This window comes from Pseudoalteromonas atlantica, from assembly GCA_007988745.1.
Classification (GTDB): domain Bacteria; phylum Pseudomonadota; class Gammaproteobacteria; order Enterobacterales; family Alteromonadaceae; genus Pseudoalteromonas; species Pseudoalteromonas atlantica.
Map to the genome: position 1 here is coordinate 12,388 of BJUT01000017.1, position 17,074 is coordinate 29,461.

Sequence of the window (17,074 nt, forward strand, 5' to 3'; positions counted from 1 at the left end):
GCCGATATTTACGTTCAATATCGGCTTTTTATTAAAGCTCCATATGATAAAACTAACCATTACAATAATAAAAGTTAATGGGTAGCAGCCTATGTATACGCTTTCGCAGTGGCAATCAAGCGGGCAGTTTATTGATATAAATGCCCAGCAAATTTTTACTCAAACAGCGGGGGATGCTAATAACCCCGCGCTCCTTTTGATACACGGCTTTCCTAGTGCAAGCTGGGACTGGGAAGGTATGTGGGATGAGCTCAAAAAACACTACTTTTTAATTACACTTGATATGCTGGGGTTTGGCCTTTCGGATAAGCCAATAAATGCGGCTTATAACATTACAGAGCAAGCTGATTCATACACGCAATTTTTAAAGCGTTTAGATATTACCAATGTACACCTATTAGCCCATGATTATGGTGATACCGTGGCTCAAGAGCTATTAGCAAGGCAAGTTGCTGCTCAAAGCGACATACGCATACACAGTGTATGCTTTTTAAATGGCGGGTTATTTCCACACATACATAAACCTTTATTTATCCAAAAGCTGCTACTTTCAAAACTTGGTTGGCTAGTACCTAAGCTAATGAGCAAACAAAAGTTTGCTAAAAATTTAATCACTATTTTTGGTAAAAACACGCCACCAGCCCCTATGGTAATTGATACCCTTTGGGCGTTGTTAATTTACAACAAGGGTTTACGTGTGATGCCCAAGCTAATTAAATATATTACACAGCGAAAACAAAACGAGCAGCGCTGGGTTGGGGCAATGATTCATAGCGATATACCGCTTACGTTTATTACAGGTGAGCAAGACCCAATATCGGGTAAACACATGCTTGAGCACTATAAAAAAACAATACCTAATGCGCGCGTACAAGGGTTTGTTGAACTTGGGCACTACCCACAAATAGAAGATGCCAAGGCTATAACCGAGGCTTATTTAAATTTTAGAAAGCAGATATAAAAAACGCGGCTATTTTAGGCCGCGTTTATAAACTAAATAACGTGATGCTGGCTACTTAGTATTTTCTTTTTTTAGGAATTTTTAACTGGCTTTCAAATTCATCAGGAAAAAGCACCGTGCCGTCGTCCTCTTCGGTAGGGAACACCGCAATAAGTAGGTCGTCTTCTTCAAGGCCGGGTGTCCAGCGGCTAAACCAATCTTTAGTCGGAATGGCTTTTGGGGTACAGCCTTCCCATTCGCCCGTGGCCCAAGCTTGTGCAAAATCGCGGGTTGGCCACACTGGTACACAGTCGTCATCTTCGTTGGCAAGCATTACGCAGCCATCATCGTCGTTTAAAATCCATACTTGTTTGTACTGTTGTACGGTTTCAAACATAAAAGCGAGTCGTTTTTTTGCCCCTAGCCCTAAAATTACGGTTTGTTCTTCAGTCGCATTTGCAGTTGTCATAATTGGCTCACTCTTTATTGCTTCAAATTTGAATTTTACTGTTACAAGTATATCGAGTTATGTGACAGTGTGTTGAAAAATTATTATTTAACCTGAACTCTGGATAATAAATCTATCTCTAGCAGCTATTTTAAGCGCTAACTGCGTTGAATTTACTGAAAATCTCTGGCTAGAGAAAATAAGCTTAACTATCATCATGATAAAATATGTTAGTAAATCTTTTAACCAGAGTTCAGGTTATTTAATTTTGTAATTCAGATCTGTTTTGGTACTCCCTAAGTATATTTTGAGCGAGCATTCAAAATTGCCCTTGAATGTTGTTAAAAAGGCCGCATCTCATATGCATACTCTTAATGAAGGATTTAACAATGACCACAGATTTACTGGCCCCGTATACATTAAACGACTCACTTGAACTTAAAAATCGCGTTTTTATGGCGCCTTTAACCCGTTGTATGGCTGATGATAATTTAGTACCTACGCAAGATATGGTCGAATATTATGCGCGCCGTGCCGATGCTGGCTTAATTATTAGCGAAGCCACTATTATTCGCCCAGATGCACAAGGCTACCCAAATACACCGGGGTTATTTACCAGCGAGCAAATTCAAGGCTGGAAAAAAGTAACCGACGCCGTACACGCAAACGGCGGTAAAATGTTTGCACAGCTTTGGCATGTTGGCCGTGTTGCTCACCCTCACTTTTTTGACGGCGAAGTATTAGCGCCATCGGCAATTGGTGTTGAAGGCTCTGTACCACGTATGCGTGAGCTGACATACATTACGCCAAAAGCGGCCACTAAAGAGGATATTAATTCATTGATAGCCGACTTTGCTAAAGCGGCCGAAAACGCCATTGAAGCAGGTTTTGATGGTGTAGAAATTCATGGCGCAAATGGTTATTTAATTGATCAGTTTTTACATTACGCTGCAAATGAGCGCACAGATGAATATGGCCAAACACCTGAAAATATGGCGCGTTTTGCAATAGAAGTGACCGATGCGGTTATTAATGCTGTAGGTAATGAGCGTACGGCAATTAGGTTATCGCCAGGTGCTTATTTTAATATGGAAGAAGATAAGCGTGATAAAGCGGTATTTGATTATTTATTAGCGCAGCTAGATGACAAAAAACTGGCTTACATTCATGGCGGTATTTTTGATGACAGCACTCAATTTGACTCTTTAGAAGGTAAAACAACCTCGCAGTATTTGCGCGCTAACACTAAAACCAGCCTTGTAGGGGTAGGTAGCTATAGTTTTGATGATGCAAAACAAGCAATAAACAATGACCAGTTTGATTTAATTGCGATTGGTCGTCCATTTATTGCTAATCCAGATTACATTAGTAAAGTGGCTAATAATGAAGAGCTTGTTGCTTATAGTGACGAGATGTTAGCTAAACTATTCTAATGAATTAGTATTTATATATAAATCAGCCTAGGTTTTTGTGCTTAGGCTGACTTACAAATGACATAACAAAGCCATAAAAACCCCACATTTTTTTAACACCCCTGTAAATAAACTTAATTTTTGTTGTCATAATTCGAAATCATACTGTGCCCGCTTTCATAATTACTTTAGATAATTAAAACCAAACGGGATCACAATGTACGCTTTAACTAATAAATCGATTTTGAGCATGGCAATTGCTATGGCTGTATCAACATCAGCTTATGCAAATGACAACGAAATAGAAGAAATAACCGTTACTGCAAAACCAACCAGTTACGCAAATAATGTGATTGAGCCTGCAATGCTTGATCAACAAACAACGGTTTCGAGTGTGTTATCGGTTATCGATAACTTACCTGGCATTAGCATAAACGAAGGCGATGCATTTGGTGGCGATGACTGGTCTACCACAATTACTATGCGTGGTTTTAGTATTGACTCAAACCAACAGCAATTAGGGATGACCGTTGATGGTATTCCTAACGGTGGCTCAAACTATGGTGGTGGCGCTAAAGCAAACCGTTACCTAGACACTGAAAATTTAGCCACTGTAGAAGTAGGCCAAGGCACCTCAGACATTAGATCGGCATCGCTTGAGGCATTAGGCGGTACATTTAACTTTGTAAGTAAAGCGCCAAGTCTTGATAGCAGCACCACTTTTGCTTACACCTCGGGTAGCCACGATGCGACCCGCTTTTACGTTAAGCACGAAACGGGTACTTTATTTGATAATACACAAGCGTATGTAAGTTACTCGCAAACTGATACTAGCCGCTGGATTGGCTCGGGTAGCAATGGCGGAAAAGATAACCAACACGCAGAGCTTAAATTTGTAACAACGCTTGCTGATTTAACAATTACAGGGCGTTTATCTTACGATGATGTAAGCGAGACTAACTACAACAGTGTAAGTCTTGCGCAATTTGAACAAACGCCAGAGTGGGATCAGCTAACGTGGAACTGGACAGGCGTTCCACATTACGACCAAATGTTTGCTGAGGGCTGGGGTACACTGCGTGAAAATACGTTAGCGTATTTAAAGTTTGAGTATGCACTTTCGTCAACATCGCTTATTACAGTGAGCCCTTATTATCATAAAAACTCGGGCCGTGGCGATTGGATCCCACCGTATTTAACAACTCCAGTAGATGAAAACGGCAACCCAACTACAGAGGGCGGCACTAACGCAGGCTCTTACGGTTTTGTAGATAGCGCAGGTAACGCACTGGCACCAAACGAAGGTTGTACGGCAAGTTTAAGCTGGCCGTGGGAGTCGGGCCCTGGTTTAAACCCAGCATGTTACGATGATACGGCAATACCTGTAATGTCGTATCGTCATACGCATTACAAAAAAGACCGCTTAGGGGTTACTGCCAACTACCAAGCTACGTTTGGCATGCACGACATAGAAGCCGGTTTTTGGTATGAGCAAAGCGACCGTGACGAGTCTCGCGATTGGCACAAAGTAATTAATGCCAGCATTTACCACCACTTTGATAGCACGCCATACTGGACCCAGTATAAAAACACTTTTGAGACCGACACCCTCAAATGGTACGCGCAGGATTCAATGGCTCTTGGCGATTTCACGCTTAACGTAGGTGTTAAAAAGTACCTTGTTGATATTGAAAAGTACGACCATTATCAAAATGCCACAACCGCTAAAGTTAATAGTGACTCTGATGTGTTATTTAGTGGTGGTATTTTGTATCAGCTAAATAACTCAACCGAGCTATTTACCAGCTATAGCGAAAACTTTGCAGCCATAAAAGACGGTGTACTTGAGCGCGACAGCTCTGATTTATCAGCCATTGAAGCTGAAACCGCTGAAAACATCGATTTAGGTGTACGTTATCAAAATAACGCGTTAAACCTGACCGCAACAGCGTATTCAATTGAATTTGATAACCGTATTACGTTTATTGCCCCAGGTAGTGACACTGGCGGTATTGATTACACCATAGGTACAAATGGCTCTTACTTAAATGTAGGGGGTATTGAATCGCAAGGTTTAGAGCTGTCGGCAAGTTACATGCTAAGCCCACAATGGAGTGTATATAGCTCGTACACGAATAATGACTCAGAGTACAAAGGCGATGCACCCGGGTTTGAAGCCGGTGAAAAAGTAATAGACTCAGTAGATGACTTATTTGTGCTATCGACCGATTACTTTAGCGGTGATTTCCGCTTTGGTTTATCGGCTAAATACACCGGTGAGCGTGGCGAAGTTGATGGCTATACCGTGGTTGATTTAAACGCAGGTTACGCAACCGATATAAACGCAGGACCATTTAAAGCTATTGATGTTGCCTTTGTTGTTTATAACGTTACCGATAAAAGCTATTTAGCGGGTGGTACGGGTAATGGCAGCACTTACTTTATTGGTGCGCCACGTACAGCAGCACTGACGTTATCGGCTACGTTTTAATAGCCATAATGTACAGTAAATAATTAAAAGCCCATCTTTGATGGGCTTTTTGTTAAAGGTACACAGTAATTAGGTACACAGTAGTTATGAACTCAATTATAAAAGCCACGGTATTTAGCATCATTGTATTAATCAGCAATACCGCGAGCGCAGCGCAAAATGTAGTGCTAGTGACCCTTGATGGTGTGCGCTGGCAAGAGGTGTTTAGCGGCGCAGATAAAAACCTCATTAATAATGCCGATTTTGTTAAAAACCCAACGCAATTAAATAAGCAATTTTGGGCGCCTACCGCCAGTAAGCGCCAGCAATTACTCATGCCATTTTTAACTCAGCATGTGGCTAAAAAGGGCGTAATTGTAGGTGATAGAGCAAAGGGCTCTAATATGTCGGTGAGCAACCCTTGGTATTTTTCATACCCTGGGTATAACGAAATTCTCACCGGTGAAGTAGATGAAAAAATTAATAGTAACAATAAAGTATTAAACGCCAATAAAACCATTTTAGAGCGCCTAGATGAGCGTGCAGACTTTAAAGGTAAAACCGCTTTGTTTGGGAGCTGGGATGTATTTCCTTACATTGTGAATACTCAGCGTAGTAACGTGTATGTGAATGCGGGTTTTATGCCCATAGAAAACGATTTATTTGCTGATGCTAAGCTTTTAAACGCGTTGCAAAATGAAATTCCAAGCCCATGGGGAAACGTACGCTTGGACAGTTTTACTTACCGATTTTCCAAAGGGTATATGCTGGCAAAAACGCCGCGCTTATTAGTTATTAGCTTAGGTGAAACCGATGACTTTGCGCACGATGGCCATTACGACCAGTATTTAAAATCTGCAAGGCAAAGCGATGCGTTTATAAAAGACTTATGGAGCACAATTCAAACTACACCGGGCTATAAAAACAACACAACGCTTATTGTTACCACCGACCACGGCCGCGGAAGCAGTGCAAGTGACTGGCAGCATCATAGCTCTAAACGTGCGTTGGCCGAGCTGCATTTAGCGGGTAATAAATTTCCTGAGGGCATTGTCGGCTCTGAGCATATTTGGCTTGCTGCCATTGGCCCTGCAATAAAAGGGCACGGTTTAATTACAACACAAAATGAGCTTAAACAGTCGCAGGTTGCAGCCACTGTTTTAAGCGCATTTGGTATAAACCCAAAACACCTAAATTCAAACATGGCACCGCCAATAAGTGAGATTTTAAAATGAAGCAGTTAGTAAAACCTATTACACACGCCGTATTAGCATTAGGGTTAGCGTTTAGCGCAAATACTATGGCAGCCCCTTCAAAAATTTTATTTGGCTCGTGTGGGCATCAAGATAAAGACATCCCAATATTTGACACCATTAATAAAGAGCAGGGCGATTTATTTATATTTTTAGGTGACAATATTTACGGCGACACCAACGATATGACGGTACTTGCCAATAAATACCAAAAATTAGGTGCAAAACCAGGCTTTAAAACACTAAAAGCGAATACGCCAATCATAGCGATGTGGGACGATCACGACTTTGGTCAAAACGATATTGGTAAAGACTACCCACATAAAGAGCAATCTCGCCAAATTATGCTCGATTTTTGGGGCGAGCCTAAAAGCTCTCCTAGGCGCACCCGCACGGACGGCATTTACACGTCGTATATTTATGGTGAGGATGAGCAAACCGTACACGTAATAATGCCCGATTTACGCTGGAACCGTGATGCGCTTAACCACGTAAGCGAGCTTGAATATTACACAAAGCGTAAGCTTAATAACCAAGGCCCGTATAGCCCAACAGAGGTGAAAGGCGCTTCTATGCTAGGTGAGGCGCAGTGGCAATGGCTTGAGCAAGAGCTTAAAAAGCCTGCGGCTATAAAGCTAATTGCCTCAAGCTTGCAGTTATTACCCGATTTTACAGGGTGGGAGTCGTGGGCTAATTTCCCAGAGGATCGTAACCGTTTATTTGCGTTAATTAAAAAACATCAAGTGAATGGGGTTATTATCATCAGTGGCGATACGCACTGGGGCGAAATATCAAAGTATCAACAAAACCTTGATTACCCTTTAATAGAAATGACCAGCTCAGGCCTCACTGAAAAGTGGAAAGACGTAAGCCCAAATAAACACCGTGTAGGTGATTACACCCATAATGTAAATTACGGCGATTTAAGCATAGATTGGCAACAAGCAGATCCGGCCATCTCACTTAAGCTTAAAGGAATAGATGGTAAAGTGATTATGCAAAGCGCATTTAGCTTATCAAGCATTAGCCCTTATAAATAAAATGACCTGAGCAATAAAACGCACAGTGATTAAAATTAACGCTGTGCGCTTAAACTCCCTGCTAACCCGCTGATTTATTAGTGCCAATTTGCTGATTGCGCTACCCCTATAAATGAAAATATCTTAAACTGGTTTTACTTCAAGTAAGGACTCCAGTTGTATGCTCAATATTATTCAATCAAACCGTATGGAAGCGCTGCAGGCTCAGTTTAATCAGCTGTTAAAAGTAAACCCGCTGCAAAGCCCATTCGATAAAGAAGTGGTATTAGTGCAGTCGCCGGGTATGTCGCAGTGGCTAAAAATTGGTTTAAGCGAAAACTTAGGGTTAGCCGCGCAGGTTGATTTTCCGCTGCCATCGAGCTTTATATGGCAGTTATATCAGCAGTTACTGCCCAATGTACCTAAAGAGTCGGCATTTAATAAGCCTAACCTTGCTTGGAAATTATTTGCAATACTGCCCAGCTGTATTGATGAACCGCTTTATTTGCCCTTAAAAACCTATTTAGATGGCGATCTAGACGGGCAAAAAACCTTTGCCCTGTGTGAAAAAATTGCCGATGTGTACGACCAATATTTAATGTACCGCCCGCATTGGATTGCCACTTGGGATAGCGGACAAGACGAACTTGACGATGTTGATGTAAGCATTGCCCCGTGGCAAAGCGATTTATGGCGAAAGCTGGTGGCGCACAGTAAAGCGCTTGGGCAAAGCCAATTTCATCGTGCCAATATGCAAGGGCAGTTACTCGCCGCCCTTGAGAATATGGATAATAGCTTACTACCTAAGCGCATTAGTTTATTTGGTATATCGGCGATTGCGAGCTCGCAGCTTGAGGTGTTTGAAGCCTTGAGCAAAAAAACAGAGGTGTTTTTATTCTTTTTTAATCCTAGCGAGCATTATTGGGGCGATGTGGTTGATGAAAAAACAGCAGCCAAAATAAATGCCAAATACGCCAAAATGCCGCTTTTAGAAGCGCAGCAAAAAAAACAAACTAACCCTGATGAAGAATACTACTTTATAGGTAACCCGCTTTTATCGTCATGGGGAAAACTAGGGCGCGACTATTTTGAGCAACTCGTACAACTTGATGCGCGTTGGATTGATGGCTTTATAGATGCGTTTGACGATAGCTTACTGGGCCAAATTCAAAGCGAGATTTACCAACTGGCATTTAAAGGTGAGTCACTTACCGATAACAAGCAGTGGTTTATAAATGATGAGGGCAAATTGCCCATTAGCGACAGCGACACCAGCATTACTTTAAGCGATTGCCACACACCGCTTAGAGAAGTTGAGCGCTTACACGACTATTTACTTACTTTGTTTAATCAAAACCCGTCGCTCACTCCTAAAGACATTATTGTAATGATGCCTGATGTAGGTACGTACAGCCCGTATATTGAAGCGGTATTTGGCGGCGCGCAAAACACCAGTCGCTTTATTCCTTATGCATTGGCCGATTTAGCCATAGAGCAAGAAAAACCGGTGCTGAGCTCGTTTGCCAGCTTAGCCAATTTGCCGTTTTCGCGTTTTGGTGTTTCGGATATTCTTGATTTATTGCAAGTAACACAAATTGCCGAAAAATTTGCGCTAGAGGCGCACGAGTACGAACAAATTCAATATTGGCTTGAGCGTGTAGGGGTTAAATGGGGTATAAATGCTGAGCACAAAAGCAGCTTTGACTTACCCGCAATAGATTTAAATACCTGGCAGCATGGTTTAAACCGTTTACTGCTAGGCATAGCCCAGCGCGATGAGCAATGCCCGTTTAACGGCATTTATAGTGCCGATGAAGTAGAGGGCATGGCGCTTGATACCCTTAATAAATTGGTGCATTTTATTGATGTACTGCAGCGCTTTAAAGATGAGCTAACCCCTGATGATACCCTTAGCAATAAAGCGGATATTTTATCTGAGCTAATAAATGCTATTTATTTCAATGAAGGCGAAGACAGCTGGGATTTACTGGTACTGCAAAATGTTTTAGAGGAGCTTAAAAAGCACCACGATAATGGTGATTACGATAAACATGTATCGCAACGAATTGTAAGCTACCTGATAAAACAAGGCATTCAAGAAAAAGGGGTAGGGCAGCGCTTTTTAGTGGGGCAAGTTAACTTTTGTACACTAATGCCTATGCGCGCCGTGCCGTTTAAAGTGGTGTGTATGCTTGGCTTAAACGATGCCGATTACCCACGTACGGTGCAGCCAATAGGGTTTGACTTAGTGCCGTATTCTAAAAAACAAAAAGGTGACCGTTCACGTAAATTAGATGATCGTTACTTATTTTTAGAAGCCCTCCTGAGTGCCCGCGAAAATTTATACATAAGTTACATTGGCCGCTCGTGTTTTGACAATCAACCGCGTATGCCATCGACCTTAGTAAGCGAGCTTTTAGAGTACATAGGCCGCAGCTTTACGTTAGCAAATGAAAGCGAAAAAACGCTGCCTGAGTGTTTAATTAATCAACAGCACTTACAGCCTTTTAATCGTGCGTATTACACAGCAGCTGATGAAAAACTGAGTAATCACAGTTTTAATCCTATTTGGCTGCCAAGCGAGCGCATAGACGCGCAGCCGCTAACAGCCATTGATGTAACAGCGCCCGCGCAATTAGAGCTTGATGTATTTATTCGCAGTGTGTGCAACGCCCAAGAGAGCTTTTACCAGCAAACATTAGGTTTACGCCTTCCTGAATTTAACGAAGTAGCAAAAGATGAAGAGCCTTTTAGCCTAGATGCGCTGCGCCGCTACTTTTATTTAGACGAAATACTGCAAGCTAACATTAATGAGCAACCTTTAAGTACAGAGCAAATATTGCAACGGGGGGAGCTGCCACAAGCCAATGTGGGCAATTTAGTGTATGAGAGCATGGCGCACCGAGTAGATGCACTAGCCGGGCAAGTAAAAGAGCATATTAAAAGCGGCAAAACCGACCCGCTTGAGGTGTCTTTACGCATAGAGAACACCACCATTGAGGGCTGGCTTAATCATATTTACCTTCAAAAACAAGTGTTTTACCGAAGTGCCAGTATAAAGGCCAAAGATTTAATTAAGGGCTTTATATATCACCTTGTTGCACAAAGTATGGAGCAAAATGTTGAAACCCTTTTACTGGGGCTCGATAAGCAAATTAGCTTTGCACCGCTGAGTAAAAATGAGGCTGATGCCTTGCTCAGTGATTGGTTTTCACTATACCAAGCCTTGCGCAAAGAGCCTGTGGCATTTTATCCGGTAAGTGGCTATGAATACGTTAAAAGTGGTGGCGATATTGGCAAAGCCATTAGCAAGTTTAACCCACAATACATAGGGCGCGGCGAGGGCGAAAACCCGTATATTCGTTTAACGGTGCAATCGCTCAATGACTGCCAAGAAGAGTTTATTAAGTGGAGCGAAAAATTACTCTCCCCATTACATGCACATGCAAAGGAGAGTGACCATGCAAGCGCTTAATCCGCTAACAATGCCGTTAAAAGGGCAAAGTTTAATAGAAGCCAGTGCGGGTACGGGTAAAACCTACACCATTACCGGGCTTTATTTACGTTATTTATTAGGCTTGCAAATACCAGGGGAGATAAACACCCCGTTAAGCGTTGAGCAAATACTTGTGGTTACCTTTACCGATGCCGCTACGCAAGAAATTAAAGACCGCGTACGCAGCCGTATTATTGCTGCGCGCGATGCATTACTTGGCCAAAACCCAAATGATGAATTAATAGAAGGTGTAATAGCCGCAGTAGATGATAAACACCGCGCCTTTGATTTACTCGATGCCGCCGCTAAATCTATGGACGAAGCCGCTATATTTACCATTCATGGTTTTTGCCAACGCATGTTAAAGCAGCATGCGTTTGAATCGGGCGTTGCTTTTAATCTTGAATTTATTTTAGATGAGCGTGATATACTGCTCGACACAATTAAGGATTTTTGGCGCGCCTTTGTATACCCACTTAATAAAGAACGCACTGATGCTATTTTAGAGGTGTTTGCAGCCCCTGAATCGCTATTTAGCCAAGTTAGTAGTGTGCTAAATAAAGCCAATGCGAATATAGTGCCGCAAATAAACTTAGATGACGTATTTAAAGCTCGGGATGAGTACATTGCTAAAGTACCCGCTTTCAAAAAAGCAGTGCTGGAGCAAGAGTTTATAGCTGCAATAAAGGGCTCGGGTTTAAGTGGCTCTAAAACACCTGGGCGAAAAGGTAGTTTAACGGCCCTTGAAGGATTTTGTTTAGGTGATGAGTTATTTTTTGAATTTGGCACCAATAAATACTCGTTTGAGGTGTGGAGCAGCGAAAACCTAAGTGATGCCAGTAATTATAAAAAAAATCAGCCATTATTTAGCCACCCTCTGCTTAGCCTGTTTGATGAGCTCAGTGCACTTAATACTAAAATTAATCAGGGTCTTAAAATTGCTGTTGTACAAACCGCAGCTCGGTGGGTTAAACAGGCAATTGTAAAACGCAAGCAAGAGCAAAGTGTGATCACCCCAGATGATTTACTGACTAATTTACACAGTGCTTTAAATGCCGAGCAGGGCGAGGCTTTATCGCAAAAAATAGCGCAGCTATTTCCTGTTGCCATGATTGATGAGTTTCAAGATACCGATCCGATTCAGTACGGAATTTTTAGCAAAATATACGGCCAAGAAAAAACGACGCTTGCCATGATAGGCGACCCAAAACAGGCTATTTATGGCTTTAGGGGCGCTGATATTTTTACCTATATTGGCGCAAAAGAGTCGGTAGAGCCTGAGCAGCAATTTACTTTAGGTACCAATTTTCGCTCAAGCACCGATATAGTAAGCAGTGTGAACAGTTTGTTTTCTAAACATGCCAATAGCTTTATTTATAACGATGCCATACCGTTTAACGCAGTAGCAGCAAAAGGCAAAAAAGCCGATGAAACATTTACAATAGATGGCAAACCTGCCACCGCGTTTGAATTTAATGTATTTGTAGATGAAGCTGCAGATGAAAAAAACAAACCCACCAGCAAAGGCGTTGGGCAAGGGCATTTGGCCAGCTATTTTGCCAATAAAATAGTGACATTGCTTGAGCAAGCCGAGCAAGGGCGAGCGTGCATTGGTAAGCATAAGGTGACCGCTGCCGATATTTGTATATTGGTGCGCGACCGTGTAGAAGCGCAAATAATGAAAAAAGCACTGAGCAATGCCAATATTGCTAGCGTGTATTTATCGCGCGACAGTGTTTTTAGCCAAGAGCTTAGCCACCATTTACTTAACTTTTTAACGGCATTGCATGGGCAATATAACGAGTCATTACTGCGCGGCGTATTAGCTGGGCCGTTATTTTGTTTAAGCTACAACGAAATTTACGCCCTTGCTGATGATGAAAATAAATGGCAAGAGCACTTAAACTTTTTTGCTCAACTTAGCCATATTTGGAACAAGCAAGGCGCAATGGCGATGCTTGAGCGTTTGTTAAGCCATAATCAGCTGAGCGCTAAGTGGCAAGGACTTGGCTATAACGTTGAGCGCTGGTTAACCGACTTTAGACACTTAGGTGAAATACTGCAGCAAAAGCAAATAGAGCTAGAAGGCACTTTGCGCTTGCTGCGTTGGTTTGCACAAAAGGTTAGCCAGCAAGATGGCGAAACCGTGCAAGTACGCCTAGAGAGTGACGCCAACTTAGTTAAAATTGTGACTATGCATGCCTCAAAAGGGCTCGAGTATCCGCTGGTATTTATGCCTTTTGCCAGTGGCTATCGCGAAACTAAAGAAGCGCTTTATCACCAAAACGGCCAGCTAGTTTACGATTTAAGTAAAAACGAAGACGCCTTAGCACAAGCCGAGCAAGAACGCCTAGCTGAAGACTTACGCTTACTTTATGTTGCCCTTACCCGCGCGGTACATTTTTGTGCACTTGGGGTGTATAACATAGGGCAAGGGCAAAGTAGCCGTTTGGCTATACAAAGTAGTGCATTAGGGCATGTGTTATTTGCAGGGCTTGAGCTTACAAGTAGCCAAACGTGGCGCACCCACTTAAATGAATTTTGCGACGCTCACACCGAAATGCATTATCAGCAATTTACGGCTGAGCAATTGGCCGAACAAGGCCAATTAACACTTAATAGCGCAGTGCAGCAAAGCCAAGCGTTAAGAGTTAATACGGTTACAGCCAACATAGAGCGAGATTGGCGAGCAACCAGCTTTAGCGCGCTGAGCTTTAAAAAGCACACCGATCATATTGAGCCTGGGCGCAGCGATGAAGATCATGAAAAAGATGAATTTGCTAACAGCCAAGATGAAATACCATCGCCTTACAGTTTCCCCAAGGGGGCGAAGCCTGGAAGCTGTTTGCATGAAATATTTGAGCAAATAGACTTTACCAGTGCGCAAGTACACCCTACAAATCCAGAGCAAAATTTAGCAGAGGTAGTTAAACATGCGCTGGATAAATACCATATTAGCGAAAGCTGGCAACACGTGACCGAGCAATGGGTGCTTGATTCGTTAACCTGCCCCTTAAACAATGAGGGATTAAGCTTAAGCCAATTAGCCCCGACAGATTGCCTAGTCGAAATGGAATTTAATTTACCTTTAGATAGTTTAAGCGCGCCTCAATTAAACGAAATACTGGTTAAGCATTTTGGTTTTACCCAAAGCAAACTCGAGTTTGCTCATGTAAAAGGCCTGTTAAAGGGATTTATAGATTTAATTTTTTGCTATCAAGGGAAGTATTATATTTTAGATTATAAGTCTAATTACTTAGGCAATACGCCCGCTGATTATGAAAGCGACCTGCTAGAGCAAGCCATGAATAGCCATCAGTATCATTTACAGTATTTAATTTATAGCGTTGCGCTGCACCGATTACTCAAACAACGCATTAGTGATTATGCAATAGAAACCCACTTAGGCGGGGTTTATTATACGTTTTTACGCGGCATGCCGGCGGGCAAAGGGGTGTATTTTAATAAGCTTAGCGCAGAGCAAATCACACTATTAGATGGCTTATTTAGCCAAGGAGCCATGTTATGAGTGACTACCCTATGCAGCAAAGCCTGTTTGATGAGCCGCCAGCACCTGCCCAACCGTTAAATACGGTGGAGCTGCTTGACTACTTATTAGATGAAAAACGCATAAGAATGGTAGATGTAAAGCTTGCCTTAATGCTGTGCGATAACCAGCAAAACGACGTGTTTTATATAGTGTTATTGCTGTGTTTAGCACAGCAAAGCCAGCATAGCTGTTTAACATTAAAAGAAGTCGACTGGCAAAACCCGTTTAATTTACGCCAAAGCGACTTTACTAAAACCGAGGGCAATGTACCAAATATTACATCGCCTTTTAACGAAGCTTTTAACTACCTCGATGCGCTTAGCTGTTTAAGTGCCCATAACAGTGTGGGCGAGGCCAAACCCTTACAGTTATTTAACGAACGGCTTTATTTTGCGCGCCTAGCTGATTATGAGCACACCTTAGCTACACGTTTACTTGCGATGAGTGAGCGCCATTTAAATATAAATACCCAGTTACTCAGCCAATTATTAAATGACTACTTTGTTGATAACTCAGCGCTTGCGATTGATTGGCAAAAAGTAGCTTGTGCTATTGCCGCAACAAAAGGCTTTAGCGTTATTACGGGCGGGCCAGGGACAGGTAAAACCACCACCGTGACTAAGCTATTAGCTATTTTACAGTCGCTTTATAAAAGTGCACCTTTAAGCATTAAACTGGTGGCGCCTACAGGTAAAGCGGCAGCCCGTTTAAGTGAATCAATTTTAGGTGCAAAAGAGCAACTTAAAAATATTCCTGAGGATATAAAGGCCTTAATTCCCGATAGTGCGCAAACCATTCACCGGCTTCTAGGGGTTAAACCCTTTACTAATAAATTTAAGCATAACAGCACCAATCCGCTGCATTTAGATGTACTTATTATTGATGAAGCCAGCATGGTTGATTTATCACTCATGGCTAAATTAATAGAAGCACTGCCTGCGCATGCGCGTTTAATATTGCTTGGCGATAAAGACCAACTTGCCTCGGTAGATACCGGCAGTGTAATGAGTGACTTATGCCAAGGGTTAGCATTGGGTGAAACGCCTAATTACTCGCAAGCACGATGTGATGAGCTCAATACTTTATGTTTTAAAGGAGAGGCTAAATTAGCGGCGCCTGGACATAGCGAATTTAAACTAGCCGATTGCATTGCATTTTTACAACACAGCTACCGATTTGATGCACAAAGTGGCATTGGCCAGCTTGCGCTGGCGGTTAATACTAACCATAACGGTATTTTAAAATACGTAGAGCAACAAAGCACACAAGGGCAATTTAACGATGTTATTTTAGATTATGACTTTGTTGCAAAACCCATAGAAAAATTAATAAACAGTGCTGCTAAGCATTACGCTCATTATTTAAATTTAATTGCACAAGGGGCTAGTGTTGCAGATGTTCACGCGGCGTTTTCTCAATATCAATTATTAGCCGCCGTGCGTGAGGGTGATTACGGCGTAAATAGCTTAAACAGCCGCATTGAACGCGCACTTGTGCAGCAAGGGTTAATATCGGTAAGCCCCAACCAGCGCCATTACAGTGGTATGCCTATTATGGTGAGCCAAAACGATTATCAACTTAAGTTGTTTAATGGGGATATTGGTATTTTAATGCCCGATGAAAGCGGGCAGTTAAAAGCGTTATTTATTGATGAGCAAAACACGGTTCGGGCGTTTTCACCTGCGCGCCTGCCTGCTCACGATAAAGTGTATGTAATGACCATACATAAATCGCAGGGCTCGGAGTTTAGTTATACGGCTATGGTTTTACCGCCGCTTAAACACGCCAGTATGGGTGTAAATAGGCAGCTGGTGTACACAGGAATAACACGTGCTAAAAACACCTTTGAGCTGGTGGCCGATAAAAAAGTACTGCAATTGGCCATGAGCAAAAGCGTATCAAGAGCCTCAGGGTTGTATGAAAGACTAAAGTAGTTAACTTACTTTACTGATGATTATTTATTCTAATTACCTTTTATAATGTGGGTTAATGCTTTAAAAAATGTAGTAGTAAATTTAATGTTTCTCGGAATCAGAAAAATAGCGACTTCTATACTTTAATCTTCATAACAGTTTGATGGGCTTAAAATCATTCAAAAATACTGTAGTAATGATTGGTTTGGTTATAAGCGCAGCTACTAACGAATTATAATTAACTTAGAAAAAAGGGGTTACGATAAATTATAACTTTGGTGATTTTTAAAAGCGAAATATGAGTTGCATCTAATAAGCTGTATAGGGAAACATCTACGGCAATATGTATAACTAACCCGCAGCACTCATTGGAGGCATCTCTAGCTGTGTAAAACTCTTATTTAGAATAAATTTTTGTCTGACTATTAACGCAATCACCCTAGCCCAGCATAGCTTACTTAATTAGCAAATTAGTATAAGTTTATACTGAACTTACTCTTTTTATAAAGCCGGTTTATTTATAAAATTTTTAAGAAAAGTTAGTTTTATACTGCTGTAAGTTTAAAGCAGAGA

At 41.9% G+C, this 17,074-nt stretch carries 9 protein-coding genes; 8 read left to right on the forward strand and 1 reads right to left on the reverse strand.

Annotation, left to right across the window (positions count from 1 at the left end; translation table 11 throughout):
• The first annotated feature begins 91 nt into the window (after window positions 1-91).
• Entirely contained in the window at window positions 92-961 is an 870-nt protein-coding gene (locus PAT01_RS09245; RefSeq protein WP_154945380.1) for an alpha/beta fold hydrolase, read from the forward strand.
• A 55-nt stretch (window positions 962-1,016) separates the two neighbouring features.
• Here the strand turns inward: PAT01_RS09245 and PAT01_RS09250 are convergent, their stop codons facing one another.
• Window positions 1,017-1,409 carry a DUF2750 domain-containing protein gene (locus tag PAT01_RS09250; protein WP_004588808.1) on the reverse strand — a complete coding sequence of 131 codons (393 nt, stop codon included), beginning with the start codon at window positions 1,407-1,409 and terminating at the stop codon, window positions 1,017-1,019.
• Between the two features lie 368 nt (window positions 1,410-1,777).
• Here PAT01_RS09250 and PAT01_RS09255 point away from each other — a divergent pair, with 368 nt between their 5' ends.
• The 7 genes from PAT01_RS09255 (at window position 1,778) to recD (ending at window position 16,522) form a co-directional block, all read left to right on the forward strand.
• Window positions 1,778-2,821, forward strand: coding sequence for an alkene reductase (locus PAT01_RS09255; protein WP_096739789.1), 1,044 nt, complete (start codon window positions 1,778-1,780; stop codon window positions 2,819-2,821).
• Window positions 2,822-3,017: 196 nt separating this feature from the next.
• The gene (locus tag PAT01_RS09260) at window positions 3,018-5,291 is read left to right on the forward strand and encodes a TonB-dependent receptor domain-containing protein (RefSeq protein WP_138579704.1); all 2,274 of its coding nucleotides are present in this window, start codon (window positions 3,018-3,020) and stop codon (window positions 5,289-5,291) included.
• 86 nt (window positions 5,292-5,377) lie between these two features.
• Window positions 5,378-6,505, forward strand: coding sequence for an alkaline phosphatase family protein (locus PAT01_RS09265; protein ID WP_138579705.1), 1,128 nt, complete (start codon window positions 5,378-5,380; stop codon window positions 6,503-6,505).
• Window positions 6,502-7,563 (forward strand): alkaline phosphatase D family protein, encoded by a 1,062-nt coding sequence (locus PAT01_RS09270; protein ID WP_138579706.1) that lies wholly within the window; start codon window positions 6,502-6,504, stop codon window positions 7,561-7,563. The genes PAT01_RS09265 and PAT01_RS09270 overlap by 4 nt, the downstream gene beginning before the upstream one ends.
• Before the next feature lie 160 nt (window positions 7,564-7,723).
• Window positions 7,724-11,017, forward strand: a complete 3,294-nt coding sequence (gene recC, locus PAT01_RS09275) for an exodeoxyribonuclease V subunit gamma (RefSeq protein ID WP_138579707.1) — start codon at window positions 7,724-7,726, stop codon at window positions 11,015-11,017.
• Entirely contained in the window at window positions 11,004-14,567 is a 3,564-nt protein-coding gene (recB, locus tag PAT01_RS09280; protein ID WP_154945381.1) for an exodeoxyribonuclease V subunit beta, read from the forward strand. Before recC ends, recB begins: the two co-directional genes overlap by 14 nt.
• Window positions 14,564-16,522: an exodeoxyribonuclease V subunit alpha gene (recD, locus tag PAT01_RS09285; RefSeq protein ID WP_138579709.1), complete on the forward strand. Its 1,959-nt coding sequence runs from the start codon at window positions 14,564-14,566 to the stop codon at window positions 16,520-16,522. Before recB ends, recD begins: the two co-directional genes overlap by 4 nt.
• Window positions 16,523-17,074: the final 552 nt, after the last annotated feature.